The organism is Nocardia coffeae (assembly GCF_019890715.1).
In the GTDB taxonomy this organism is placed as follows: Bacteria; Actinomycetota; Actinomycetes; order Mycobacteriales; family Mycobacteriaceae; genus Nocardia; species Nocardia jiangxiensis.
In genome coordinates, this window is sequence record NZ_JAINZY010000001.1 from 670469 (window position 1) to 694482 (window position 24014).

The window sequence follows — 24014 nt, forward strand, 5'->3', positions numbered from 1 at the left end:
GCAACTCGAAGGATCGGGTTACGCCAACCATTCACACTGCTGATCCTGTACCACAGCAAGCAGTTTCACAGCGGATTCGCGGCACTACGAGGCGACATGCTAGGCATCGCTGACTGCCTCGATAGCAGCGGCGTACTCATCGATCGTCCGTGGTGCGGGCGCGATGGCACCTGAAGTTGGCACAGCTACCGGGATCGCCGGCGAGCCATTCGGACGATCCAAACCGCAGCCGAAGCGACGACTGCGGTCGAGGCGATCAACAGTCCAGACGGCCGCAGGAATGGCTTGGCATGGAGAGGTTTCTGACCGGCGCGTGCGAGATCCGAGCGCACGAGCTGAGGAGCCGTCGGCGGATCGCGGTCTGGTACATCGATGGCTGGTTTGGCGCGCGACCACTCGAACAGTTGTGTAGCCAGCACACCGCCGCCGAGACCGAGCAGGATGCTCGCAATGACAAGAGTCGGCTGCCATCGACCCAGTGCGGATGTGTCGGTCAGGCGAGCCGATGGCTGAAACGGACTCGACATTTCCCAGCCGAGGCCCATCGGTTCCGTTGAGGCAGGAAGCGCTGCATCGACGGAAGTCTGGGCTGTGAGCGTGCCGACATCGACCCTGAATGTCTCCATCGGTGGACGGCCCCAGGAACCCGATAGCCCAGTGACCCCAACGAAGGAGCCCAGGTCGCCGGGAGGGCTTCCTCCCAGCGCGCCGATCCGAGGCCATGCCTGGCTTTGTCTCGGTGCGCTCCACCATCCGAAATTCCAGTGTCGTTGGATACTTGCACCTGCAGTGCCGGTGAACCGAGCTGCAACACCGCTTATCGAGGGCGTGGGGGATGTCGGTAGACAGGGTTCGACGCTGGCGAAGTCGAAATCCACGATCTGAGTCTCACCGAGGTCGAGCCGCTTTCCGAACCCAATGTCATCGACGACCAGGTCCGGGATGTCATGCCCAGCTGGCCTATCGGGGCCGATCGATGTGAGCCCGGACTGTCGTAGATCGGTAAGTCGAGCATCGCCGCCGATCACGAGGATTCCGTGGAACGGCCGATCGCCGCAGACGACTACCGAGTAGGTCAGACCCGGGTGTGTGCCGGGAGCACCTGGCACCCAAGGTTCGACAATCAATCCGACATGGTCGACCATCGGCTCGTCATCGGGCTGGAGCACGGCAACCCATCCGGCGAAGGGACGTGTGGAGGGTTGAGCGTTGATGATCATCGATACGACACCGAAGAACAGAAAGGTAGCGAGGCAGACGATCGCGATTATCGCGCTGCGCCACTTACGATGTGGGCGTTTCTGACCTGGTTGAGAAGGCACAGAAGATCTCCTGGGGCGACGTACGATGCATCGCCGGTAGTCGATTCAGGTGGAGACGCCTGGCCTGCCGACGTTGACACATGCCGCAACAGGCTACCCCAGACCCGAAGTCGACAGTCCCGGCTATCGTCCTGTCTGACAATCGATTCAGCTGATCAGGCCGTCGGTGCACAGGCAACTTGCCCATAGTGAACCTATCCGGAACAGCCGCTCTCTCCGCTGACGTCACCGCTACGGAGCGGTCGGCAGAGCAAGATCGGATATAGCAAAGAACGTCCGCACATGCGGCATGCAGAGCGACTGGCGGAGCGAGATGCACTGCAGATGCACTGCACCGCAGAACATTCGACATTGCCGAATAGTGTGCATTCAGCGTAGTGCACCTGATCTGTTGTCCGACAACGCATCCGGCCCCAGCGGAACGTCCGCACATAGCCGACGAGCAATCCTCGGTTGGGTATGTGCGGTCGTGGAGCGTGGGCGCGTCGACACGGCGTTGCTTATCCTCTCGGCACCCGCAGCGCCGAAGATGATCGCGCTTGTCGACGAAACGCTCGCCGCGCCCGGCGCGCTTCACTCTGGTCCGGGCCGGAATCTCCCCGGAGGCGTACTGTCGAGGGACCGAGACCGCCGAGGTCTTGCAACCAAAGGATGCCTAGTTGTCCGACAAATCTCCGCGTAGCACGATGTCCAAAAAGCAGGGGAAATCGATCAAGGAGAAACGAGCGGAGAAGAAGGCCAAGTCGACCGCTGCTCAATCCGGTGTTGAAGCGTTGGAGAGCAAGGACAGGAAGCGCAGGTAGACATACTCCTGTCCGCCGTCGAGCCCTGACCGGTCAGCTCCGGTGCGAGGAGAGTGACCGTCGTTTCCAGAGTGCGGGGCGAGCCTCCGCCCGACGTCCGGTTCTCGGAGATGGGACGGCGCGAGGAAGCCCCCCTGGCCGCGACCGAGGAAGCCCCTACCGTCCGGTGCCGACTGGCCACCGCCAAGGCCGCCCCCACCAACCCGGCCGCGTTTGCCGGGGCCCAACCCGTGCCAGCGCCACCCTTCCCGAGATGCTGGACGCCCCCTCGGCCGACACCACGAAGCCACCGAACATCGCCGACACATCGACCAGTAACCACAGACCTGACAGTCTACGAGCCGGGATACAAGACAACGTTCCGGCAGTTTCAGATCGCACGGTAATGCCGCATATCGAGTGCATATCGGGTGCCGGTGTGCTCCTACCCGAAGGTAGCGGCGTGGCTCGGCAGACGGATGAGCGCCGATCTGCTCAATGAACCACGAAGCGAGGAGTCTTCTAGCCGCTGCAACTGGCCATGACCGTCCCTGGAAAAAACCCACTGGCCGCTGACACCATGCAGAAGGAACGAACAAACCATGAGAAGACCGGGACGAACAACTGAATGAAAATGACTGCAAAGGCCCAGGTCACCACGGTTTGAGGCGAAGATTTCTATGAGAACCTACATCCGAGAGAGCTGACATGGGTTTTCGGGGGCCGCGTCCGCCCGTCGCGACGATCCCGCCGTACTCGGCCGGGCGGGTGTTATCAGCCGCCCGAGCGTCCCGCACAGCCCGTCCACCGATATCGGCACCGGTCTCAGCCGGACCGGCGTTGCCGCCCACGGTATGACGTGCGCGGTGGGGGGCCAGGGGTGTGGCGGCCCGCGCCGGTGCCGCCCCGATGTCATCAGCACCGACGACCGATTAGGGTCCGGGGGGATCTGCGCTGGCGGATCGCCCCGGGCCCGTTCGATCTCGGCGTCGGGATTGCTACGTCGGGGCGTCGGGCCGGTTCGGTCTCCCGCCGCGAGGGCGGGCGGGGGTGTCGCGGGTGGTTTCGGTGCACTCGTCGCACAGGCCGATGATCGGCTGTCGCGTTACGGCGAGGCCGGAAGCGTTGACCCGCTTGACTTTACGGCACCTCTCGCACCATCCATGAAGTCTCATGACCTTGTTCCTTTCCGGGGGTGTTGGATCGGCTGTTGGGTGCTGATTCACCCGGCCCCGGCCACGGCCCCGGCCACGGCCCCGGCCACGGGGGCGGGGCCGGGGCTGTGCGGCTACATCGCCGCGTATTCGAAGGCGTCGGCGATAGCGGCAGCGGCGCGGGCGTTGGCATAGATCACCGGCGGCCTCAGACCACCGGCCGGGCCCCGGCGATAGCTCTCGATCCACGCGGTACCGGGCCGCCCGGTGTCGTCGTCGACAGGCACGCGGACGCAGTAGTAGCTCGATTCCAGTACGACGGTGATCCGAAACCCGTCCTCCAGCCCCTCCCACGCCGAGCGCGGGGCCGCCCCCGCCAGCGCGAACACCTGCCAGGCGATGTGCCGCACGTGTGCGACATCGGCACGGGTGAAGGTGGGATCCCACCGCGCCACCTTCATCGGTTCATCGGTCAACGGGTCATGGACGTGATCGGCCCAGCTCCCGCACGCCCCGCAGGTGCGGCGGCGGCCCTCGCTGAAATCGGCCAGTTCGAGCCGGGTGTCGAGTTCATTGTCCGCGTGTAACGTGCGAGCCCGGTCATTGAAAACGTAGGCGTCGTTGCGCATCAGCAGCACCTCGTCGGTAGTGAGGTGATCAAGGGGGGTCGGGTCGTTGTCGTGCTGGTCGTAGTGGTGGTCGGTCATGGTGGAATTCCTCGATTCGTGTGTGCCGGTGACGGTTTCGGTTCCGGTGCCCTGTCGGGCGTACCGGCCGGGGCCACAGGGCGCGGCCCCGGCCGGTGCGGGGGAATCAGGCGGCGGCGCGGGTGTGCGCGGTAGCCGGTGCGGTACGTGTGCGGCGGGTCCGCGCGGGCGTGCCGGTCGGCGCGGTGTCCGCCGGGGCCGGTGCGGCGGCGTCGGCCTTGCCCTTGGCCGTACCCCGTGTGGCCGCAGCGGGTTTCGTGGCCTTGCGGGCGGGTTCGGCGGTGTCGGCGGTCTTGGCCCGCGTGGTCTTGGCGGGGGTGGCGGTGGCCGGTTCGGGCGCGGTGGCGGTCTTGCGGGTCGCGCGGCGCGCGGTGGGCGCTGGTGATTGTTCGGCCGGGGCGGCGGTCAGCGGGGCCGGGGCGGCGGTGTTGTTCGCCTTGCCCTTGGCCGTACCCTGTTTGGCCGCAGCCGATTTCGTGGCCTTGGCGGGCGTGCTGAACTTGGCCGCAGCGGGTTTCGTGGTCTTGCGGGGCGCGCGGGGCTTGGCCGGGGCCTCCTCCAGGGCCGGGGTGGTGTCGGGCGTGGTGTCAGTGGGCATGGTGTTCTTGCGGGTCCGTGGCTTGCGGGCGGGTGTGGTGGCCGCCTCTGGGGTACCGGCCCCGGTGTCGTCGGCGGGCACGGTCGCGGCGGGGGTCAAGTTTCGTTTCGCCGCAGCGGGTTTGGTGCTCTTGCGGGGCTTGGCCGGTGCGGTGGCGGTGGCGGGCGCGCTGTCGGCGGCCTTGCCCGTCTCGGCCGGGGTCACGGTGGCGACCGGCTCCAGGGTGGTGACCGGCTCCGGGATGGCGACCAGCTCCGGGATGGCTACTGGGTCCGGCGTGGCGGCAGGCTGGGGCGTGGTGTGCGCGGCCGGGGCGGCGCTGTCCGGGGCGGTGTCGGCGGGTGCGGGTGGGCGCGGGGTTCGCGGTGCCGGGGCGGGGGTGGCCCGTTCCGCCGTGATCGCGCGGCGGGCGGGCACCGGGCGGGGATTCGGTCGGTGCCGTGTGGTGGCGCGGCGGGCCAGGGTGGTGATGGTGTGGCGGCCCAGCGCGGCGGCCACACCGACAACGGCCACCACCAACACCACAGCGGCGCGGGCGAATGCGACGGCGGCCCGGCCCAGGGTGACGCTCGCAGCGGCTGGCGTCATGGCGGCCGGTGCCGGTGTCGCGGCGGGACGGGTGCGACGGGCGGCGCGGGCCGGAGCCACCGACACCCGGGCCGGGACTACGGACGCGGCGGCGGCGGTCGCGGTGGTGCGGGTGGCGCGGTAGCGGCGCGGGGTGGCTTGGGCTTGTTCGGCATGCCCGGCATCGGTCAGCCGGGCCAGAGCATTGCCGACCGCCCCGGCCGAGCGGCCCAGGAGGACCGCGATCTGGCGGGGCCCGTATTCGGTACCGGGGTTATCGGCCAGGACGCGCGCCACCATGGCACGCAATTCGCCGTTACCCAGACGGGCGGGCGCGGTGGCCGCTGCGTGGCTGTGTTCGGTCATTTCGGTAACTCCTGTCGGAATTGGATTGCGCCGTGGTTTCGGTGAAATTTCCGTATTCGACGCAGCGCCCCCGGGTTCGGTAATAGTTGATTTCTCGGTAGGTGCGGGTCGAAGCTAACTCTGCACACCGCACCAATTCAAGCCAATACCGGAAAACGGCCCCGGAAAACCGGATTCAGACACCGACCTCGCGTTATCGGCGGGCACGGTAACCGGGCACAGCAAGCGCGACTCGATATCAATTGCCGGAAATGAATTCGACCCGCCGATTAACCCGCCGCAGATAATCATTTAATACCCGAGGGATGTCCGGCACCGGCCGACACGACGACACCGCGCCGACAGTGTCGCTGCCCTGTGCCCGGCTGAGTCGCCGCCGCGCACCCTCCCCCGATGTGTATGTAGGTATGTATTACATACAGCCTGGACAGCGCCTCGCCCTGTCACAGGCCACCTACCTGCATGGATGCGGTGTGTAGGGTGGGCCGATCTCAAGCGGCCCTGGTATCGGCCCTGCTATCGGCCCCCGTATCGGCCCTCGTATCGGCATCACCCCCACCTGAAGTCCGACTTTCTCGACCGACAGCACCACAGCGAGCCCCAATGTCGCCCCGAGGGTGCCGTGGGTTTCACCTTCCAAACCAGATTTTGCATTGCAACGGAGCTTTCGATACACGCGAAGACATGCTCCCGTTTCGTCGATTACCCGGATCGCCGCGAATATTTTGTTTTCGCTTACCGAAAGCATCCTGATGACGGTCTTGCGATGTTATCGGGGCGGGTCGGTGTCACCTTTTCGCGGTCGCTGGGCGGTGTCGGGGTTGGCGATATTGTGGTCGCGTAATGCTTTGGCGATGTTGAGGGTGTTTTGTGTGGGGAGGTCGCCGATGGTTTCCAGGCGTCGTTTGAGCAGGGCCAGGGTGGGGTTGATGGCGGTGCGTTCGCCGAGGCGGGCGTGCAGGCGCAGTATGTCTTGGTATATGGGTTCGTTGGTGGGGTCGATGAGCAACGCGGTTTCCAGCAGTGCCAGGGTCTGGTCGGGGTCTGTTTCGACCAGCATCGCGGCGAGTTTCCCGACGGCTTTGAGGCGGTCGCGGCGCGTGTGTTCGCGGATCGGGGCGATCCAGTCCCCGGCGAAGTCTTCGGCCAGCACACCGTCGGCCGCGCCCAGGATCGCGCGGCAGGCACGCTCGCGCTCGCTGTGGGTGGTGGCGGTGCGCAGCTCGATCACGGCGGTGTCGAAGGCGTGGTAGTCCACCTTCCACAGATCGGGCGCGAGTCGGTAGCGGTATGTGTCGTTGTCGAGGATCTCGGTGATCGTGTCCGCGGTGGCGGTGGTGATCGCGGCCCGCAGCCGGGACACGACGGTGTTCAGGGCGTTGGTCGGTCGGCGGGGCTGGTGGTGCTCGTCCCACAGGGCCTCGATCAGGGCCTCGCGGGGGGCTCCGTGCGGGTGCACCGCCAGCACGATCAGCAGATCCCGCTCCCGGCGCCGCAACGACCGGGTGATCTCCACCGGGACAGCCTGCGGGCCCGGCCGCCACCACACCCGCAACGGACCGAACACCGCCACCGACAACACCGGCACCGCCTCGGGCACACTGCCCGCGGAAAGTGCTGCCGCAGAGCCTGCCTCGGGAGGTCTGAGCGATGCGGAGCTGGGGATCTCGGGTTCAGCTGGGCCGGAGGGTTCCCACGGCTCGACCGGCTGCTGGGGCACGATGGTTGCGGTGGCATCGGAATCGGTGGCCGCAGGCGTGGGAGGGGTCCGGCGAGGCGCGGAACTCGCCTCAAGGTGGAGCGTGTCGCCGCGTGGGGGTGTGGTGGTGGGGAGACCGATCTGGTAGACCGTGGGGCCGGTGGTCGGGCGTCTGGGGACGCGAGGGAGACGCGGAGAGGGCGGGTCTGGCCGAGCGTTCGTGTCGGGAGCTGGCGGTGGTCGTAATTGGCTCTCGACCGTGGTGGTGATGGCGCGGGCCGCGTGCAGGAGCCGGTTGCGGCGCTGCGATAGCCAGGTGCGGTGTAGCAGGGTGGTCGCGGCATGCCGGGTATGGGGCACGGAGGCCAGCACGGGCACACGCAACGCGGTCGCGATGGCGCTGTCGGTGTCCGCGCCCAGCAGCAGCACTCCGGGGCGGCGGGCGTGGCCGGCGAGGTCGAGGATCTGCTCGCCGGTGCGGTACGGGTCGATGAGGTCGGCGTGCACGAGCACCAGGCACGCGTCCGCTCCGGCGAGCAGTGGTAGGAGTGCGGGGTCGGGGGTGCCGCAGTCGGCGATCACGGTGGCCCCCAGTTCGCGCCAGGCTGCCAGCTCATCGAGGCGGCGGTTGTGGTGGCGGCCGGTCAGCAGCATCGTCACCCACGTCGTGCGCAAGGGGTCAGGGCCTGGTGGCGCGGCCAGGAACCCGACCCCGCCGGGAAGCGTCTGGAGATGCTCGGCGAGGCGCACCGGTCCGGCACCGAAGTGCGCAGCCCAGGACACGCTCGCCAGACCCTGGTAGGGGTCGCCATCGATCAGGTCCGCGAGTTGCCCGCCCGCAGGATCGGCTTCGAGCAGCACCGCGGGTTCGGGGCCCGGCCAGGTGCGGGCGAGCGCGAGCGCGGTGGTGGTGACCCCGGTGCGGGGCGTGAGTCCGGCCACGGCGATCAGCAGCGGGCCCTCGCGGACGGGGATGGTGGGTGCGGCGGTGGTGGAAGTCATCGCGACGGGACGGGGTTCGTGGTCACCGCACGGCCCCCGACGGGTCGGTGTCAGGGGTGTGCGCGGACGTAGTGGTTTGTTCGAGGTGGGTTCGTAGGGCGAGGTCGAGGGTGGTGGTGATGGTGTCGGTGGCGTGGGCGGGGTGGGTGCGGGGAAGGTCGTGCCCGGCTCCCGGGACGATGTCGTAGTCGGCCCACAGCGCGTCCGCGAGGCGGACCGCGCGTTGCGGGGGCACGAGCGGGTCCTGTTCCCCGACGAGGACGGCCGAGGGGATGTGCCGCAGGCCGGTGGCGACCCCGGTGAAAAACCCGAACCCGGCATGCGCGGCCAGGACATCCACGCGCACCCTGCGCTCAGCGGAGCCGAGTGCGCGGCGGTGCCCGTCGGGGTGCACCAGGCGGTAGCCCAGCACGGCCTCTCCCGCTGCGGTGACGGCACCCAGGCCCCGGTATCGCCGGAGCCGGATCAGCCGCTGTGGCCAGCGGCGTAAATACCGGGCCAGCACCGGAGGATCGACCGAGGCATTGAGGAACACCAGCCCGGCCAACGCTCGGGCCTTCTCGCGGTGGGTGGTGGCGTACGCGTGCACGAGGTGCGCGCCGGTCGAATGCGCCACCAGCACCACCGAACCCGACGCGTGCGCCAGCACAGTATCGAGGTCCTCGGCGAGGCGGGTCACGGTGGTGACCTCGCCGCTGGGCGGCGCCTGGGAGTCACCGTGCCCGCGCTGGTCGTAGGTGAGCTGGGTGACCGCGCCACACAGGTGCTCGTGCACACCGGTTGTAACCGGGGCCCAGAACCGGCGCTCGCGCAGCAGCGGGTGCACGTACACCAGGGTGGCCGCCGCAGCGCGCCGCCCGACGCGGGTGGCAGCGAGGCGCACCCCGTCATCGGCGACGATGCTCACAGCGTGGAAAGCGGAAGTTGTCATCGGTACGGGCTCCTTCGATGCGTCGGGGCGCGGGCGAGGTGCTGAGGCGGAGAACAGATTTCGCGCGACAGTAGGGTGCGCGGCTGGTCAGCCCTGTTCTTGGACGTGGCTGATCAGCAGGCCGCCACTCGGGCCGGAGATCGTGTTGATTACTTGCAGGTAGTCCACGCGTTTGCGGTCGGGATGGACCTCGACGAGGTGCACATTCGCGGTGTTCACCGTGATCGGGGTGACCGCGACGCAGTGCAGGGTGCCCGCGGGGATGGTGGCGATCCCGGCGGCGAGGGACTGCTGGGTGATCCCGGACTCGGGGGCGACCACTCGCATGGCGGCCTCGGCGTTGCGTTGGGTGTAGTAGGCGTCCTCGAAGGTGGCGATCACCCCGGGCACCGTCGCGGGGTCACCACCGTGTTCGGTCACCACCGCCCCCGACAACCCCGCACACACACCCACCCCCGCTGTCGATGTCGATGTCGGCGCGCTCGCCGCACTGGCCTGGGTCCCGGCCGGGTGGTGTGGGCCGTGCGCACCGGCGACCACGCCCACCGTCACCGCGGCCACCGCGGCGAGCGCGGCCCAGCACCGCAGCGGCACCCGCCGCATGGTCCCGCGCCGACGCGAGGGAGGCGGGCTCGGCTCGCGGCCGGGCGCGGGTTCGGTGGCCAACCAGGCCAGGTCCGGGACCGGCTCGGGCACATCACCGGCACCCGCACCGCCGTCGAGGTCGGCGGGTGTGAGGGTCAGCGGCTCGTCCTGATCGTCGAACTCGTTGCCAGGCAATCTCATTCACCCTTCCCACGTTGTGCCTGGAGCCCTGACCGCACCCTCCGGGGCAGGGTTCGGTCGCGGGCACCGGTCCCCCGAGCAGGTCACGGATGCACTGGAGGTGCGGGGCTGATTACCGGGCCAGGAGTCGATACCAGAGTGAGGTTGTCCACCAGGCGCGCCAGGACGTCGGTGACGGCTTCCAGGGCGGTGCCGGCATGCCCGGAGTCGTACTCGCGCCAGGTCACCGTGGCTCCGCGCTGGCGGTAGGCGATCAGGGTGCGCAGGCCCGCGCGCACGGACACGATGTGGTCGGTGTGCCCGTGATACAGGTGCAGCGGCACCGCCGGGGCGGTGTGCGCGAGGCACTCATACGCCAACACAGCCCGCCACATCGGGTCGTTCCACGGATCCTCACGGACGCACCAGTGCGCTAGTGGCTGTGGATACCGCTCGAAAAGCTCGGTAGCGGTGAGGGTTTGCGCGTCGGTCACCGCGCGCACGCCGTCCTCGGTCAGCACGTGCCGCAGGCGCAGGTGCGGGTACGCGGCCGATAACCCCATGAGCGCGGCTAACCCCAGCCCCGCGCACGGCCCGGCGCTGACGGTCGGTGCCAGCGCGGCCACATCGGAGACGACCGCGCCCGCGCAGATCCCCCGCAGGTCCAGCTCCGGGGCATACCGTCGAGCGAGCTCGCCCGCTGCGGCGACCGCTCGGCCACCATCGGCGTACCCCCAGGCCACGACCGGCATCCACGGCTCCTCCCGATCGTCGGTGTCCAGGTCCGGGACGAACTGCGCGGCCCGCGCCATATCCAGCACGATTTGCCCGCCCGCGCGTGCCGCGAGGAACGTGTGCGGGCCCAGGCCCGTGACACCGAGGCCCTCGCCGTCGGGTATGGCGACCACCCAGCCTTGTTCGAGGGCCGCGGAGATCTGCACGCTGTGCGCTTCCTCGCCCACGGCGAGCATCTGCGACGCCGACCGGCCGCCGAAGCCGTGGAAGACCGGGTAGTACACCAGCAGCGCGCCCGCCCCCGGACGCGAATCGGCGTCGTTCCCAGCAGGGTCGGGGTGGGGGTCGGGCAGGATCACCGTGCCCGAGGCGGTGATGAGCTCGCCGCGGGAATTGGTGGACACGTACAGGATCTGCCACGCCGCTGCCGCGCCCGCCAGCTGCGGCACGAACGTGGGACGCATCCGCACCAGATCCCCGGGAACACGACTCGAGGCCAGGATCGGCGCGGTATAGAACTCGGACATGAAAACCTCCAACGGAGTCGTTCAGTTGCTGTGTGGCACACTGCTTTTGGTGGGCTCCTGTCCTGCCCGGCGGAGGGGGTACCGGGCAGGACGGGGCCGCTCGGGCTGGTCCAGATGCGCGCGAGTGCCTCCGGTCAGTGGGAGTTGCTGGGCGCGGTGGTGAGATGGCTGGTGAGGTGAGCGATGACGTCCTCGATGGCCTCGGTGCGGGTGGCGAAGTGGTCGGCGGGGTAGTCGATCCAGCTCACCGGCACGCCACGGGCCTGGTAGTCGCGCGCGAGCTCGAGGCCGCTCTCGACCGGGACGATGGTGTCGGCGGTGCCGTGGTAGAGGTGCACCGGCACGATCGGGACAACTGTGTGGTCGAGGCGTTCGCTGGTGAACACGTGGTGCCACATCGGGTCGTCCCACACAGACCGGTCGCACCAGGTCGCGAGCCGGTGACCGAACCGCTGGCACAACGCCTCGACGCTCTGCTCCTCCGCAAGCGCGACCAACGGGCGAGCCGCCTCGCAGAACACGTGCCGCAGCGGCAGATGCTTGTATGCGCGGGCCAGGCCGATCAACCCCGCCAGCGCGAGCATCGGCCACCGCCCTTGATCGGCCAGGGCCAGGATCGGTCCCGGGTCGGTGACCACCGCCCCGGCGCAGATCCCCCGCAGGTCCAGCTCCGGCGCGTACGCCGGGTGCAGGGCTCCTGCCCATACTGCTGCCCTGCCGCCGTCCGCGTAGCCCCACAACGCCAGCGGTCCGGGTGCGGTGTTCAACGCCGGAATCCGGGCCGCCGTGCGCCCCAGATCCAGCATCACCTGCCCGGCCACCCGACCGGCCAGGAAGGTGTGCGGGCCCACACCTTCCACACCGAGCCCTTCCCCGTCGGGGACCGCGACATACCACCCGCGTGCCAGCGCGGCGCTGATCTGCTCGATATCGGGCTCGTCCCCGGCGGCCAGCCGCTGCGAGGGCGCGCAATCCCCGCCCAAGCCATGGAAACTCGGCGCATACACCACCACCGGCGCGGTGGAGTTCTGAGTGACCGCGGACGCGATCACCGTCCCGGACACCGGGATCGGCTCACCGTAGGTGTCCCGGGACACGTACAGCACCTGCCAGGCGGGCCCCGCGTACGGCAGGCCCGGCGTCGGGGTCGGGCGCAGCCGCAGGATATCCCCGGGCCGGTGATGAGCTTCCAATTCCGGTGGGGTGTAGAAGCCGGGATCGGCCATCGTGGGATCGGTGTTCTCGGGCCCTGTCGCGCCGGAGGATTCAGCGCCTCGCACGACCACCCTGACTGGTGGCTCGGTGGCCGAAGTGCGGTCTCCGAGCGGAGCTATTCGCAGCTGGTGGGCATTGGACGGAGTGGTGTCGGTGTTCTGTTCGTCGGTCACCGGTGTTCTCCTTGGGCCAGGTCGTGCGCGGCGGCCACCAGCCAGGCAATCCCCGAAGCGAGCTGGCCGGTGGCCGCGTAACCGTCGTGAGCGGTCACCGTGGCCGCGAAACTCGCCCATACCGCCGGGTTGGTCAGGTCGGCCTCGTCGGCGACCAACTGCCCCCACGCCGCGGCGAGCTGGCTGGCCAGCTTGGGCAGCTCGCCCGGGTGCGCGGCGATAATGGTGGTGATCTGGCCCCAGCGCTGGCTCGCGGCGCGGACCCGCTCGGGTGCCGGGGCGGGGATCCGGGGATCGGCGGCAGCGATCAACCGCTGCGACAACGGCTGCGCGGGCAGATAGTCGACCGTGGCCGGACCTACCCGCACGTCATCCAGAACCACCGTGGCCCACGCGCTCCCCAGCACCGAGGACAGCACCCGCTGCAAACTCCCCACCGCAGCGACCGGGTTCGACAAATCGGCTTGCGCGGCGATCTCGGCCCCGACCCGCAGAAGCGCGGCGTGCTCCGGGGCCGCGCACGCCAGGTCCCCGTCGACGCAGATGTCCGCGACCCGACCGGTCAGCGAGCCATAGCTGGCGTTGTCGGCGGCGATCCCACTGCCCGGCGCGGGCGGTGCGGTGATCCGCACCGCCGACACCGCAGCACTGGAGGTGCCCGGAGCAGCATCGGGCACGCTCTGACCGGGCCGCCCCGGGAACACCGGCGAGTTCGCTTTGCGTTCGGGATCCGCGTAAAGCGCGACGGCGGCGACCTTGTTGGCCGGGACCGGGCCACGACCGGCACCGACATCCCGAGCGAACTGCGAGACTGCTTGCGCGCCTTGCGAATACCCGACCACCGCGAGCTCCGTGGCCGGGCAACGGGCCACGATCTGCCCGGCAGTAGCGTCCAGCTGCCGGATCGCGTCGGTGACCGAGACGGTGTACGACTCCGGGCCTCCACCGGCTCCAGGAGCGCCGCCGAATCCGGCCGGGTACGGAATGTAGGTGCGCTGCACCAGATTCGGGACTGCCGCGACCACCGGGCCCAGCAGCGTGCCGAGAACCCCGGTATCAGCGGTCGGGCTCGCGGACGGGGAGGACTGACCGGTGCCCTGGACCGCGAGCACCCACAACACCGGGCACCCCGCCGCGGGCGAGGTCGGCGCCGCATCAGCCGGTGCCGCGAGCAGGCTCGCACCGAGGGCCCCCAGCACGGCCGCGGTGGCTGTGCGCGTACGGAACCGGGACATGTTCACCGCTGGTCCACCCCGACTCCCGCACCGAACCCTGCGCCGACGGTGCCGCCGATCACCGCTCCGGCGATCGCGGCGGGCGCTCCGGCGATCAGCGCTCCTGCTGCTGCGCCGGCGGCTGCGCCGATGGCGGTTCCGGCGACTCCGGAGGTGACGGTGCCGATCACCGGGACCGCCACCAGGGTGCCCACAGCGGCTCCGGCGATCCCGCCGACCGTGCCGCCGATCAGACCGCCCACCACCGCGCCCACCGCAGCGGCGGGGGCGGCGGTGATGGTGCCGCCGATCGCGGCCCCGATCCCGGTCCCTGCCGCTGTGGCTCCAGCGACCCTGTCCGAGCGGCCCGGCGGGATCCCGACCGAATCCAAAGCGGTGGAGACCTGCGCCTCCGCTGTGGCGGCGGTGTTGTTGATCGCATCGCGCATCTGCCCCGGAAGCCACGGCGGGGAGGGGGCTTCGAATTGGCCGATGCGAATCTCGTTGGGCGGCGGCGCGATCGGCGCGACCGCAGGTACCGGGCGCGGCGGATGCAGATCCGCCACCACCACCGCCGGAACCGGAGCCGCCGACGGCTCCGGCCGAGGCACCGGCCCATTACGCACCGATGGCGGTTGCTCCGGGTATGCCGCAGGATCCGAAGCCGGAGGCGGCGGGGTCGGCGCGGGGGTGCCCGGCTGAATGCCGGTGGTCACGCCGGGCTGGTTGGCAATCGGCCCGGCACCGGCACCGGACGCGCCCCCCGGGGCTGCCAGGACAATTACCACCGGCACCACGCCCGCGACCATCACACGGGCCCACAAAGCCCGCCGCGGATTTATCGAAAGACCCGCATAGGGGGATGCATTCCCCCTATGCGGGAGGGTGGGATTTGTTCGGGTTGGTGTCGATTGAATTCGGGTTTCAGGCATGCCGAATAGACCTTCCGAAGAAAGGGTGGAAGTGGTTCAGATGGGCGCGTTCATGATGCGCCGGGAAGGCGCTCCCGGCCGCAGAATGCGCAGCCAGGAGCCACCAGCGAGAAGGAGGGAATTACTAGTGCGGCAGGAATGAAGCGACAGCATTCCACGCGTCGGTCGCGAGAGCAACGACGTTGACCGCGATGTCCGAAGCGAGGCTGACCAACGACAAGATGGATAAAGGATCCACGAGATTCTTTCCTTCCATGTGGAGTAATGAACTATCTTCATCCAACACACGAAACACACTGTCGCGCTAGACCCTTCAGCGGGGGAATTTATCCCCCCTTTCACATTCCACCTCACCGGACAGTCAACGACCTGCACCGATATAAGAAAGGGAGGACAGCATCCCCCTGCAAATTTTTTTCCTCGGACGGGCTCATGTGGCACGCGCCACAAGCCAGGCGTCAACCACCCAGACGGCTACTCATCGGCTATCAAAAGTTTCGGTCGGAATAGTATTGCCCCGATGATCTAGGTCTGATACCTATTGAAGAGTCTCCGGGGGGAGATCAACTCTTCAGCATATCCGTCTGGAGATCGTGAACGGAAGACCTAAAAGTAGGGGGTTTGACCATGAAAACCGAACGTGGTGGGGCCTACTCCGAGCCCTGCACCGTGATCTGCCTGGCCTGCTGGGCACGCACGATCCGCGAGCACCACGGCCTCAGCCGGCCCCAAGCCGCCGAAACCACCGGCATCAGCTTCTACTACCTGAAAGACATCGAGAACCACAGGCAAATCCCCAGCCAGGAATACCTGCACAACCTCATCACCGGATACCGCATGGACGACGCACAAGCCCGCCTCACCACGGACCTGTGCCGACCACCGGTACCCCTGCCACCGATGCAGGAACTGCGCAAACGCATCAGCACACCCGAACGCCTACAACTACTGACACGGCTCGACCCATCCGGCATCGCCCTGGCCTACCTCGACCCGCTGTGGAACATCCTCACCGCCAACAGCACGTTCTTCGGACTCTTCCCCCGCGCCGGGGCATGGGCCACAGACGACAACCTCGCGCTATGGTCACTACCACCGGCGCCCGAGCCCTCGCCAGCCGAATCCGTACTGATACACCCCGACCGCGAAGCGCACTGGTTCGTAGGCACACTGCGCGGCGCGTTCGGCCGCTACCGCGACAGCCCTCACGTGGCCAGCATGTACGAACAGCTCTCACGCAACGAGACCTTCAAACACCACTGGCACAACGACATTCACGTCTCCCACGGCCGCTGCACCCAACAGCCCCTGCACCTGCGCGACCCGGTCACCGACCAGCCCTACACCCTCAACGTCCAACTCACCGAACTCACCGACGTCCCCGAAATTCGCGGCTTCCTCGCTTGGCCGCGAACCGACGCCCCCTTGTAACCGCATCATCTGTGACGCCAGCCGTAGATGGCGGTTCCCAGTTTATCTGGCGAATAATCAAGAGCGGTACACCTGAGCTGGGCGGATGTCTGGTGACGTGTACCGGGCCGCCAAGTAGCGCTGGGCCGCCCGCCAACTACGCCTTGGAATTCGGCAGGACCGGCTGCTTGGCCGTCTCCCATCCGCCATCTTCAGCTGGTGGTCAACATCATCGCCACGACGTTTACTCCCACGGCGACGCGGCTCCACACCAAGGCCGCGCCGCCGCCACGGCACATTCGCCAGAATCTCAGGGCGGCAAGCGAATCCGGCAGACCTAAGGGCGCGCGCCGGATTCGCTCGCACGTGTACGTTGGCCGCGGGAGCCTGGACCTGCCCTGAGCACACCCGCCGACCGGCAAATCGCCTCCGCGCCGCCTCAAGGACGATCAGAGATCCCCGTGCGCCATGCCCGGAACCGCAGCCGCGCACGCTCCGAAAGATGAGTCATGCTGCGAGGCAAGCGGACTACCTCTCAGTTTAGTCGTCCAGGTGACGACCGTGGCCCCGTCGGCACGGTTGGCCAGCTGCGTCCTGGCGGCCGAGCTGCGCCTTTCCGATTCATCCCATTCCGTCCAGCAGCTGCTAAATTTGGTCCGGTTCAAACACAGGCCGCTGGGTCAGGTGGCGAGGGGAAGTATCAAGAGGGGGCGTCGTGCTGAAGGCAGATATCAATGAGCTGGAGAAGCTGGCCGGGTCGTTGACCACGATCGGTGACGCGATCGTTGGGCTCGAGGTCGGAGTCGACAAGGTCAACAGCGCCGCGGGCGCTATGCCCGGCTCAACCGTGGCAACGGAGTTCGCTCAGGTCAGCACGGAGATCGATGGAGCGTACCTGCGAGTCGGTCAGCGTATGAAAGACCTTGCCGCGAAGATCACTACGTGCGCCAAGGACCTGAACATGACCGACGTTCAGTTCGCCCAGAAGATGCACGAACTGGACTTTCACAAGTAGGCGGGGGTCGCGTAATGCCACTACGGTCGGAGTTGGACCGCTGGAATCTGCAGGCGCTCAGGGACTGGGTCACGTCGGTGCACAACGGCAACGAGAAGATGCTCGAGCAGATCGACAAGGCCCGAAAGTTCTTCACTGATCTCGGCGACAACTGGGTCGGCACGGCCTTCTACGCTGCCTACGATCGCGTCGGAGAGGACCACGACGAGGCTCGCAAGGTCTACCAGGACATCAGCGACTTTCTCGATGCGTTCGGGAAATCGGTCAGCAACGTGTCTTCACACCGGGATGTGCTGCGCGCCAAGGCGAGCGACGCCGAAGGGGCCAGTGTGAAGGTGGCCGACAACTGGACGTGCTCGGGATCCAACGCTGAAGCCGTCAATGCTCATCAGGACGCGATCAACACCGCTTACCGCGAGTTGACTCAGGCCGAATCCGAGTTGGGGCAGCTGCTGACCAGTCGCGGCGAACTCATCCGCGCCGCCGGGGATCTGTTCGGTTCATCCATCGAAGTCGACGAAGCCCCCACTGCCGGAGCACGGCTCGGCGCCGAGGACGGCAAACGCCTCGCCGATGCGGCCCGTAACCACGACAAGGCCGCGATGGACACCATCGCGGCCGAGATGCCGCAATACCATCTCACCCCAAAGGATCTGCAAGATCTCGCCGACGGCAAACAGGTCACCAACATCCCCACCGACGTGCAGGACTACTACCGCGAATTCTTCAAGAGCTCGGGCAAGGACGGCCTGTTCGCGCTGTCGGACCAGCTCAGCCAGGAAGAGACCCTCGCCGCGAACTCCGGTTCCAAGACCAATATCGCTGGCCTGCAACGTGACAACCTCGCCAACGCGATCGTCATGATGTCCAACGAGAATGTGGGCAGTACCGGCCCGGACGGGAAATTCCGGCCCGGTGGGATAGACCAGCTCCCCTCGTACATGCAGCATCTGGTTAGCGACAGACTCGAGTCCAATCCACCGAAAACGGCCTTGGAGATGAAGACTCGCCTGGAAGACCAATCCAAGTTCGCGAAGATCCTCGGTGAGGCGAACCCTGGTGTCGTCCCCGGCAAGGCGATGGCGGGCCAGATGGCCGCGACATCGGCGAGTATGGCCGGGTATCTGGACGGCAAGACTCCCGCTGTCAACGACATGGTCGACCGTTTCAAGCACGAAGGCCCGTTCGGGATCGGCGACAAGTACTTCAACGACGACAAACCGCAGATCAGCGACGCCGCCAAGTCCTACCTCGACTTAGCAACCCGTAACCACGAGGTCGACTACCATCTGCTCACCAACCCCACGGAGCAGGCCAAAACCCCGGGCGACATATACGCCGATCCGAAAACCTTCCGCGACGAGGTGTTCAACCACGACTGGGGCGACAAGGGCAAACTGGCTTCCCAGCTCTACAGCTGGGCTGGTGAACACACCCACGACCAAACCCCGGACGGTGACCTCTCACGCAAAACCCTTGCAGCCCTACCCGAAGTGTTCTCACCAACCCAGGACGACCACGGCAAGCCGAGCCTGGCCATGGGCACCGGCGGACACACCGCATTCGAGAACAACGCCGAGTTGTTCAAGAAGAACCCGGAACTGGCCACAGGTCTATCGAAGGTACTCGCACCCAACTTGGACGCGCTCTCGTACGGAGACCAGCACAATACCGTCACCTTCCCGGTCACAGATTCCAGCACGTACCCCAAACCGACCTCCAACGATGTGATCCTGGGCCGCGACGAGGGCGATCGGCTCCTGTTCCTGGGCAACCAATCCGAAGATGGCCGCCACCTCCTCGACACAGCAAGAACCCTGCGGGAGAACACCTTCTACGACGAGGCAATGAAACAAGGCGGCGACATCGGAAACAACCTGACCCTCTTGGACGAGAAAAACAACATTCAGTCCTTGAATGCACGAATGACCGCCCAGCAATACAATGCGCTCTTCTATCAAGACCACAGCAGCGCTGACGCCGCCCATAATGCAGCAATGAAGGTGTACGAGAGCCATCAGAAAGCTGCCGAGGTAGCCAAGAACCTGGTCGATACCGTAAACCCCGCCGACAAGGTCACTAAACCGTTGATGGACCTGGTCCCCGACAAGCTTCAAGACCCTGCCACGAAGTACATCAACGGCCTGCCGGATAAATGGATGGACTCCGCGATCGGGGCATGGAATCCAAAACCCGACACGCCCAGCATTCAGACTCCGAATACGACAGATATCACTTCCAATATCCATGACGAAGTCTCCAATCAGTTACTCAACTCTGCATATAGGAGCGGGCAGCTACCGCCCACACTACTTAATGACGATGGCAACAGCCCAGTCCAGTTGAGCGATTCGACTTCAAAGGATACACGCGCTGCAGTTACGGACTACATGCATAATCACCACATCGATACCTATAGTGACAGATATAAATCGAACTCTGATATCAATATTTTGATTGGCCTGGACGACACACAGGACAAGTTGAAGAAGTTTCTCAACGGAGGCAACGAACTCCTTCAGACGAAAGATCCTGGTTCATAATGGTCGAGATGGGAAAGAATTCTGTCCGGACGTCCTTTACATGGATTGCTGCGTTCGCTTTCATGGCGGCGGTGTCGTCCTCCTGTGGCCATACGACTGAACACTCGGATCAGATCAAGCCATCGACGACGGCATCAGCTTTTCCTTCCTCGACACCGCACCCACCGCTGAGTATCGAATGGGATGTCTCGGGATCGTTGACAGGAGAGGCGAAGGATTTTGCACAGTTCGCAGCGGAGACTCGGTCCGATCAATACAAATTTCTCAACGCCGACAGTTTCTCATCCGATCTACTGAACCGCTACAATGCCCGTGTAGATGCCGCAGATGAAACATCCCGAGACGCTTGGCAAGACTGGCATACAGGAATACCGGTAACAGGTGGCCTACTGATGCGCGCAATTGACTCTACACCTGCCGGGGACGGTCAGAGAATCACTGTCTGCGAATACAATACCCCGGGAGTTTTCGATGTCGTTGATGGAAAATTGAAGTTGGACTCGAATAAGCGTGTTTTCGGGTCCGGCACGATGACAGTCAGCTCAACAGTGCAACCATCGGCTGCGGACTCCCATACTTCCGAAATACCCCGGTTGCTGGTGGTTTCATTCAAGTTCGGCGAAGACCAGGATGCTGCAGATCGCTGCGAGAAAGCGATCCCTGAGCCATTCGTTCAAACGACACCGTCAACGACGACCCCTACAAAATAATTTGGCCCGTGCGCCGGTCCAGCAAGGCTCAGCGAGAATCTCAACGACCGCGAGGTCTACGTAATCCGTGTGCGCTGGGCAGGTGGCCCTGGGAGTGGGAAAAAGCGAGGGTTCCCAACTCTGGGACACGATCACGACGTCATTGACCGACCAGCATGTCAGCGAAACCGCCACATCCAGGCACTGCTCATCGGATCGCGGCCAGCCGGGTGATCTTCTTGGCAAGTTCGTCGTCACCCGCTGGTGTGAGGGCCATGTCGTGGCCGATGGTGAGCAGATACCGGCCGTCGCCGGTGAAGTCCAGCCATGTTCGATGCTGAGGAGGCGGGGACATGTCGTCCTCGGGCAGCACGGTGACGATGATGTACCCGCGGGCGTCGATCGGGCGGCGCAGCGCCTCGCGCAGTTGTCTGGCTCGGCGGCTGGTGCCGGTTTCCTGCCACTGTCCAGGATCGGGGAATAGCACCGCTCTGCGCGGCTCACGCATCGCCCCCGCTGACCCTGCTGGCGCGGATCCCATCGCAAGGATCAGGCGTTTGGCGACGTCGCGCGCATGGCACGGCCATACGGCCACAGTCTCGGGTGTCGCGGCTACCACTGCACCCCAGTCACCGAAGGCGACCCCGAGTGCCAGGATCGGGTCGGGGAGTCGCTGTCCGTCGGCGAAGCGGTCTCCGAACACGGTGACCGTGGTGACGTCGGTGCGGGCGATGAACCGCAACGTACCGGTGAGGTCGGGGTCGCCATTGAAGGGGAACCGCTCCGACAACCCCAGTGCCGACTTCTCGCTCTCGGTGCCGACAGTGCCCGCTGGGGCGAGATTGATCGGGTAGGGGCGGCGATCCTGGCCAGTTTCCACCGACCAGACGTGGGTGAACTCGTCTGGCGTGAAGACCCACTTCACGATGAAGTTCCCTCCGGGCCTTCCTGTATAGGCTCTGGTTCGTCCATCGGGCCACGGCCCACGTGGATGGTGGATGCTTCGTTCGGAGTCGTCGCGGCCGGTGGAATCCCTTCCGGGGCTGTCTCTTCCCCGGAGCCTTGCAGCACGGGTTCTCGTAGCTCGAACTGACTCATCGGACCCGTACCGACGTAAATGGTTGGTTCCTCGATGGGGGGCTGCTCGATCGCGGTATACACAAGATCCTCGTATGGATCGCGGCTGTTCACGCCGATGACATCGAGCATTCCGGGTGGAAGATCGCTCAGTTCCTCGTATTGGCGACGCAGGTAGTCCGGGCTCATCTTGGAACGCTCGTCTTCGGATTCCTTCTTGCCGTGTCCAGCATGCGGCGCGTGTGGCATTCCACTTGTCGGTGATCGGGACGTCGTCGTCGGAGTCTGAGCCGTACGCGCTGTTTCGGCCTTCGTTCCCGAGGCCGGCTCACCAGATCGCGAGGTTCCGGGCTCGGGCTGTAGCGAACGTCCCGGTGTTTGGCTTCCAGCGCTACCGGATTCGCCGCCCAAGCCGATCGCGGTAATCCCAGGGGTGCTCGGTGAAGTCCCGGACGCGACAGGGCTCGCGTTGGTCTGTGATGTCGTGCTCACGCCGGGGGTGGCTGCTGTGGTCTGTTGTGCGGCTTGGGTGGATGCTGGCGTGGTGGCGGAGGAAGCCGCGGTCTGCGTCGAATTCGGTTGGGTGTGATCCGACGCGGTACCAGGCTGCTGTGGGTTGTCGTTCTGTGTCTGATCACCAGGCTTGCCGTCAGTGGGCTTGCCATCTTTGGTCGGCGCCGTCGTCGCAGGGGCCGCCTGCGCCGGGGCCTTGGTGGCTACCGGAGCAGCCGTGGCCGGTGTTAGCGCTGGCTGGCTGCTGAGAGCGGGTGGTGCGGGGACGAATCGCGGCACGCCGTCTCCCGACGCGGGCATGGTCGGGTTGTAGATGTTGTTCATCGCGTCCCGGGCATCGGCGGTAAGTGCTGCCGCCTGGGTGTTGTACGAAGTGCGGGCTGCGCCGTTGGCGGCCTCCTTCGCCGGGTCCGGGTTCGGCTTGTACGCGGCCGGAGGTGGTGGGATCGCGGCCTTCACCGTCGACGCGGCATCAGCGTTGAGGTCCATCAGCCGTTGGACGGTATACGCGGTCTGATAGGCGTCCCCGCCGGCACTGACGAACGCATCGGCCGACTTCTGCGCCGCCGCGGCGAATTCGCCTGACCACTCGGCGAATTCGCGTTTCACCTCCTTGGAGAAGGTATCGAACACCTCGTGGATCTTGTCCTGAACTTTGCTCCAGCCGCTGGCGATCTGCCCCATCGCTGCCGGGTCCAGCTTCTCGTGCACCAGGTCCCAGATCTGCTGATGCGCGTAGCTGTCGAACACCTCCCGATCGGGGACATACGCGGGATCACTTCCCGCAGGACCGAATCCGCTCACATGAGCCAGCTGACTCTCCTGCAACCGGATATCGTCCGCAAGCTCCTGCGGTGTACGCCGTCCCACTGTGCCCCCTGCCGTTCAATTGTCCCCGATACGAGGGATGATGCTCTTCACCAAATCCACCATCCCAGAACATCTCTCGGGAACGGGACCAGACGTGATCAGATAACTCGCAATATTGCGGTCGAAGTCGATGTACCCGACCTTGTCCTGCAACACCACCGAGCAGAAGTCACCAGCCTTCTCCCGCACGATCATCGCCTGCCTGCCATCGATCGTGGTGTCCTGGATCTGATCGCCATCGCTCGCGTATTTCGCTCGTCCCTCGGCCATCGTCCGGTTACCGGACATGATCGTCAGACTGTAGACACTGTCGGGCGACTTGTAATCACACGATAGGAATGTGTACTCACCGTGGATATCGGAGATGCTGCGCGTCCGGGACGGCGGGTCGTAACCCAGCTTGGTCAGCGTCGCATCGTCGATCCACGTGCACGGGTCGAAGACGACATCCGACCGACCGACATTGTGCTGCTGCGGCGGCTGTAACGCAGGTGCCGTCAACGTCGGAAATGGTGCCGCACCAGACGATTTCGCAGCAGCAGACGATGCAGCAGTCGTCGCCGAGCCGCCGGAGGAAGCACTACAACCGGCCAGCACGAGAGCGGCGATGACCGCGCCAGCCGCGGGGAGGAGACCTGCAGTCCTCGAACCGCGCCCCTGTCGATGTCGGATCATGATTGATGTCCTTGGTCCAGGTAGGACGTGGCCCGGCGAATCGCGGCCTGGTTGGCCTGATCCGCTTCTGTGAACTGCTTGCTCGCGGCCAGATACGCGGCCTTGTACCGCAACGCCGCTTCCTGGAACGAGGCGAGCGTGTCCAGGCACTCCTGCCCCTTCCCGGAAAACCCCTTCGCCAGCGCCTGGCCTGACGGTAGATCCGGAAAACCTGTCACCTTTGTGAGACGCTCAGCGTCCAAGAAGACGCTCTGCAACCCCGACACGAGCTTGTCGCACGATGCGGCCAACCGCTTAGCGCTATCCACCGGCATCTGAAACGTTCCCGCCTTGGCCGCATCGAACGCCGCTTGCGCGTCCTTCTGCCCCTTGTCCGGTAACTCAGCAGTCACGACCGCGCCCCCTCGATCTCGCCGGTACGGCTCTCCACAAAGCCCGATTCCAGTCCAGGAGTTTATCAGCGCCAACCGGTTCACGATCGGCGCCGCAGGCTCTCATCGAAGAGGCAGCACGGGCGCGAGGACCTGTGCAGC

At 66.0% G+C, this 24014-nt stretch carries 18 protein-coding genes; 4 read left to right on the forward strand and 14 right to left on the reverse strand.

Features of this window, described 5'->3' with window-relative positions:
* Positions 1-185: 185 nt before the first annotated feature.
* From K7711_RS02735 to K7711_RS02780, 10 genes are all read right to left on the reverse strand, one after another.
* A complete protein-coding gene (locus tag K7711_RS02735; RefSeq protein ID WP_222964522.1) occupies positions 186-1322 on the reverse strand; it encodes a hypothetical protein in 1137 nt (378 codons plus the stop codon).
* Between the two features lie 2070 nt (positions 1323-3392).
* Positions 3393-3965 (reverse strand): hypothetical protein, encoded by a 573-nt coding sequence (locus K7711_RS02740; protein ID WP_222964524.1) that lies wholly within the window; start codon positions 3963-3965, stop codon positions 3393-3395.
* A gap of 106 nt (positions 3966-4071) precedes the next feature.
* The gene (locus tag K7711_RS02745; protein WP_222964526.1) at positions 4072-5496 is read right to left on the reverse strand and encodes a hypothetical protein; all 1425 of its coding nucleotides are present in this window, start codon (positions 5494-5496) and stop codon (positions 4072-4074) included.
* Positions 5497-6265: 769 nt separating this feature from the next.
* A complete protein-coding gene (locus tag K7711_RS02750) occupies positions 6266-8197 on the reverse strand; it encodes an AfsR/SARP family transcriptional regulator (RefSeq protein ID WP_222964528.1) in 1932 nt (643 codons plus the stop codon).
* Between the two features lie 22 nt (positions 8198-8219).
* Entirely contained in the window at positions 8220-9128 is a 909-nt protein-coding gene (locus K7711_RS02755) for an alpha/beta fold hydrolase (RefSeq protein WP_222964529.1), read from the reverse strand.
* Positions 9129-9215: 87 nt separating this feature from the next.
* Entirely contained in the window at positions 9216-9914 is a 699-nt protein-coding gene (locus tag K7711_RS02760) for a DUF8176 domain-containing protein (RefSeq protein ID WP_222964531.1), read from the reverse strand.
* A gap of 83 nt (positions 9915-9997) precedes the next feature.
* Positions 9998-11155, reverse strand: a complete 1158-nt coding sequence (locus K7711_RS02765) for a lipase family protein (RefSeq protein WP_222964533.1) — start codon at positions 11153-11155, stop codon at positions 9998-10000.
* A 134-nt stretch (positions 11156-11289) separates the two neighbouring features.
* Entirely contained in the window at positions 11290-12543 is a 1254-nt protein-coding gene (locus K7711_RS02770; protein WP_222964535.1) for a lipase family protein, read from the reverse strand.
* The gene (locus K7711_RS02775) at positions 12540-13778 is read right to left on the reverse strand and encodes a cutinase family protein (protein WP_222966584.1); all 1239 of its coding nucleotides are present in this window, start codon (positions 13776-13778) and stop codon (positions 12540-12542) included. Before K7711_RS02775 ends, K7711_RS02770 begins: the two co-directional genes overlap by 4 nt.
* Before the next feature lie 2 nt (positions 13779-13780).
* Positions 13781-14473, reverse strand: coding sequence for a hypothetical protein (locus tag K7711_RS02780; RefSeq protein ID WP_222964537.1), 693 nt, complete (start codon positions 14471-14473; stop codon positions 13781-13783).
* Positions 14474-15316: 843 nt separating this feature from the next.
* Here K7711_RS02780 and K7711_RS02785 point away from each other — a divergent pair.
* From K7711_RS02785 to K7711_RS02800, 4 genes are all read left to right on the forward strand, one after another.
* Positions 15317-16120, forward strand: coding sequence for an MmyB family transcriptional regulator (locus tag K7711_RS02785; protein WP_222964539.1), 804 nt, complete (start codon positions 15317-15319; stop codon positions 16118-16120).
* Between the two features lie 694 nt (positions 16121-16814).
* Positions 16815-17114: a hypothetical protein gene (locus K7711_RS02790; protein ID WP_222964541.1), complete on the forward strand. Its 300-nt coding sequence runs from the start codon at positions 16815-16817 to the stop codon at positions 17112-17114.
* Between the two features lie 32 nt (positions 17115-17146).
* Positions 17147-19657: a TPR repeat domain-containing protein gene (locus K7711_RS02795; RefSeq protein ID WP_222964542.1), complete on the forward strand. Its 2511-nt coding sequence runs from the start codon at positions 17147-17149 to the stop codon at positions 19655-19657.
* An 8-nt stretch (positions 19658-19665) separates the two neighbouring features.
* Positions 19666-20367, forward strand: coding sequence for a hypothetical protein (locus K7711_RS02800; RefSeq protein WP_222964544.1), 702 nt, complete (start codon positions 19666-19668; stop codon positions 20365-20367).
* Between the two features lie 187 nt (positions 20368-20554).
* Here K7711_RS02800 and K7711_RS02805 read toward each other — a convergent pair whose 3' ends face one another.
* From K7711_RS02805 to K7711_RS02820, 4 genes are all read right to left on the reverse strand, one after another.
* Entirely contained in the window at positions 20555-21271 is a 717-nt protein-coding gene (locus K7711_RS02805) for an ESX secretion-associated protein EspG (protein ID WP_222964546.1), read from the reverse strand.
* Positions 21268-22686, reverse strand: coding sequence for a hypothetical protein (locus K7711_RS02810; RefSeq protein WP_222964548.1), 1419 nt, complete (start codon positions 22684-22686; stop codon positions 21268-21270). The genes K7711_RS02805 and K7711_RS02810 overlap by 4 nt, the downstream gene beginning before the upstream one ends.
* A gap of 135 nt (positions 22687-22821) precedes the next feature.
* Positions 22822-23403 carry a DUF3558 family protein gene (locus K7711_RS02815; RefSeq protein WP_222964550.1) on the reverse strand — a complete coding sequence of 194 codons (582 nt, stop codon included), beginning with the start codon at positions 23401-23403 and terminating at the stop codon, positions 22822-22824.
* Positions 23404-23477: 74 nt separating this feature from the next.
* Positions 23478-23873, reverse strand: coding sequence for a hypothetical protein (locus K7711_RS02820; protein ID WP_222964552.1), 396 nt, complete (start codon positions 23871-23873; stop codon positions 23478-23480).
* Positions 23874-24014 lie beyond the last annotated feature (141 nt).

Excerpts from the sequence above, each read along its gene's own strand:
- K7711_RS02740 (WP_222964524.1), bottom strand. The coding sequence starts at position 3,965 with ATGACCGACCACCACTACGACCAGCACGACAACGACCCGACCCCCCTT.
- K7711_RS02745 (WP_222964526.1), bottom strand. The coding sequence starts at position 5,496 with ATGACCGAACACAGCCACGCAGCGGCCACCGCGCCCGCCCGTCTGGGT.
- K7711_RS02750 (WP_222964528.1), bottom strand. The coding sequence starts at position 8,197 with ATGACTTCCACCACCGCCGCACCCACCATCCCCGTCCGCGAGGGCCCG.
- K7711_RS02755 (WP_222964529.1), bottom strand. The coding sequence starts at position 9,128 with ATGACAACTTCCGCTTTCCACGCTGTGAGCATCGTCGCCGATGACGGG.
- K7711_RS02760 (WP_222964531.1), bottom strand. The coding sequence starts at position 9,914 with ATGAGATTGCCTGGCAACGAGTTCGACGATCAGGACGAGCCGCTGACC.
- K7711_RS02765 (WP_222964533.1), bottom strand. The coding sequence starts at position 11,155 with ATGTCCGAGTTCTATACCGCGCCGATCCTGGCCTCGAGTCGTGTTCCC.
- K7711_RS02775 (WP_222966584.1), bottom strand. The coding sequence starts at position 13,778 with ATGTCCCGGTTCCGTACGCGCACAGCCACCGCGGCCGTGCTGGGGGCC.
- K7711_RS02785 (WP_222964539.1), top strand. The coding sequence starts at position 15,317 with ATGAAAACCGAACGTGGTGGGGCCTACTCCGAGCCCTGCACCGTGATC.
- K7711_RS02800 (WP_222964544.1), top strand. The coding sequence starts at position 19,666 with ATGGGAAAGAATTCTGTCCGGACGTCCTTTACATGGATTGCTGCGTTC.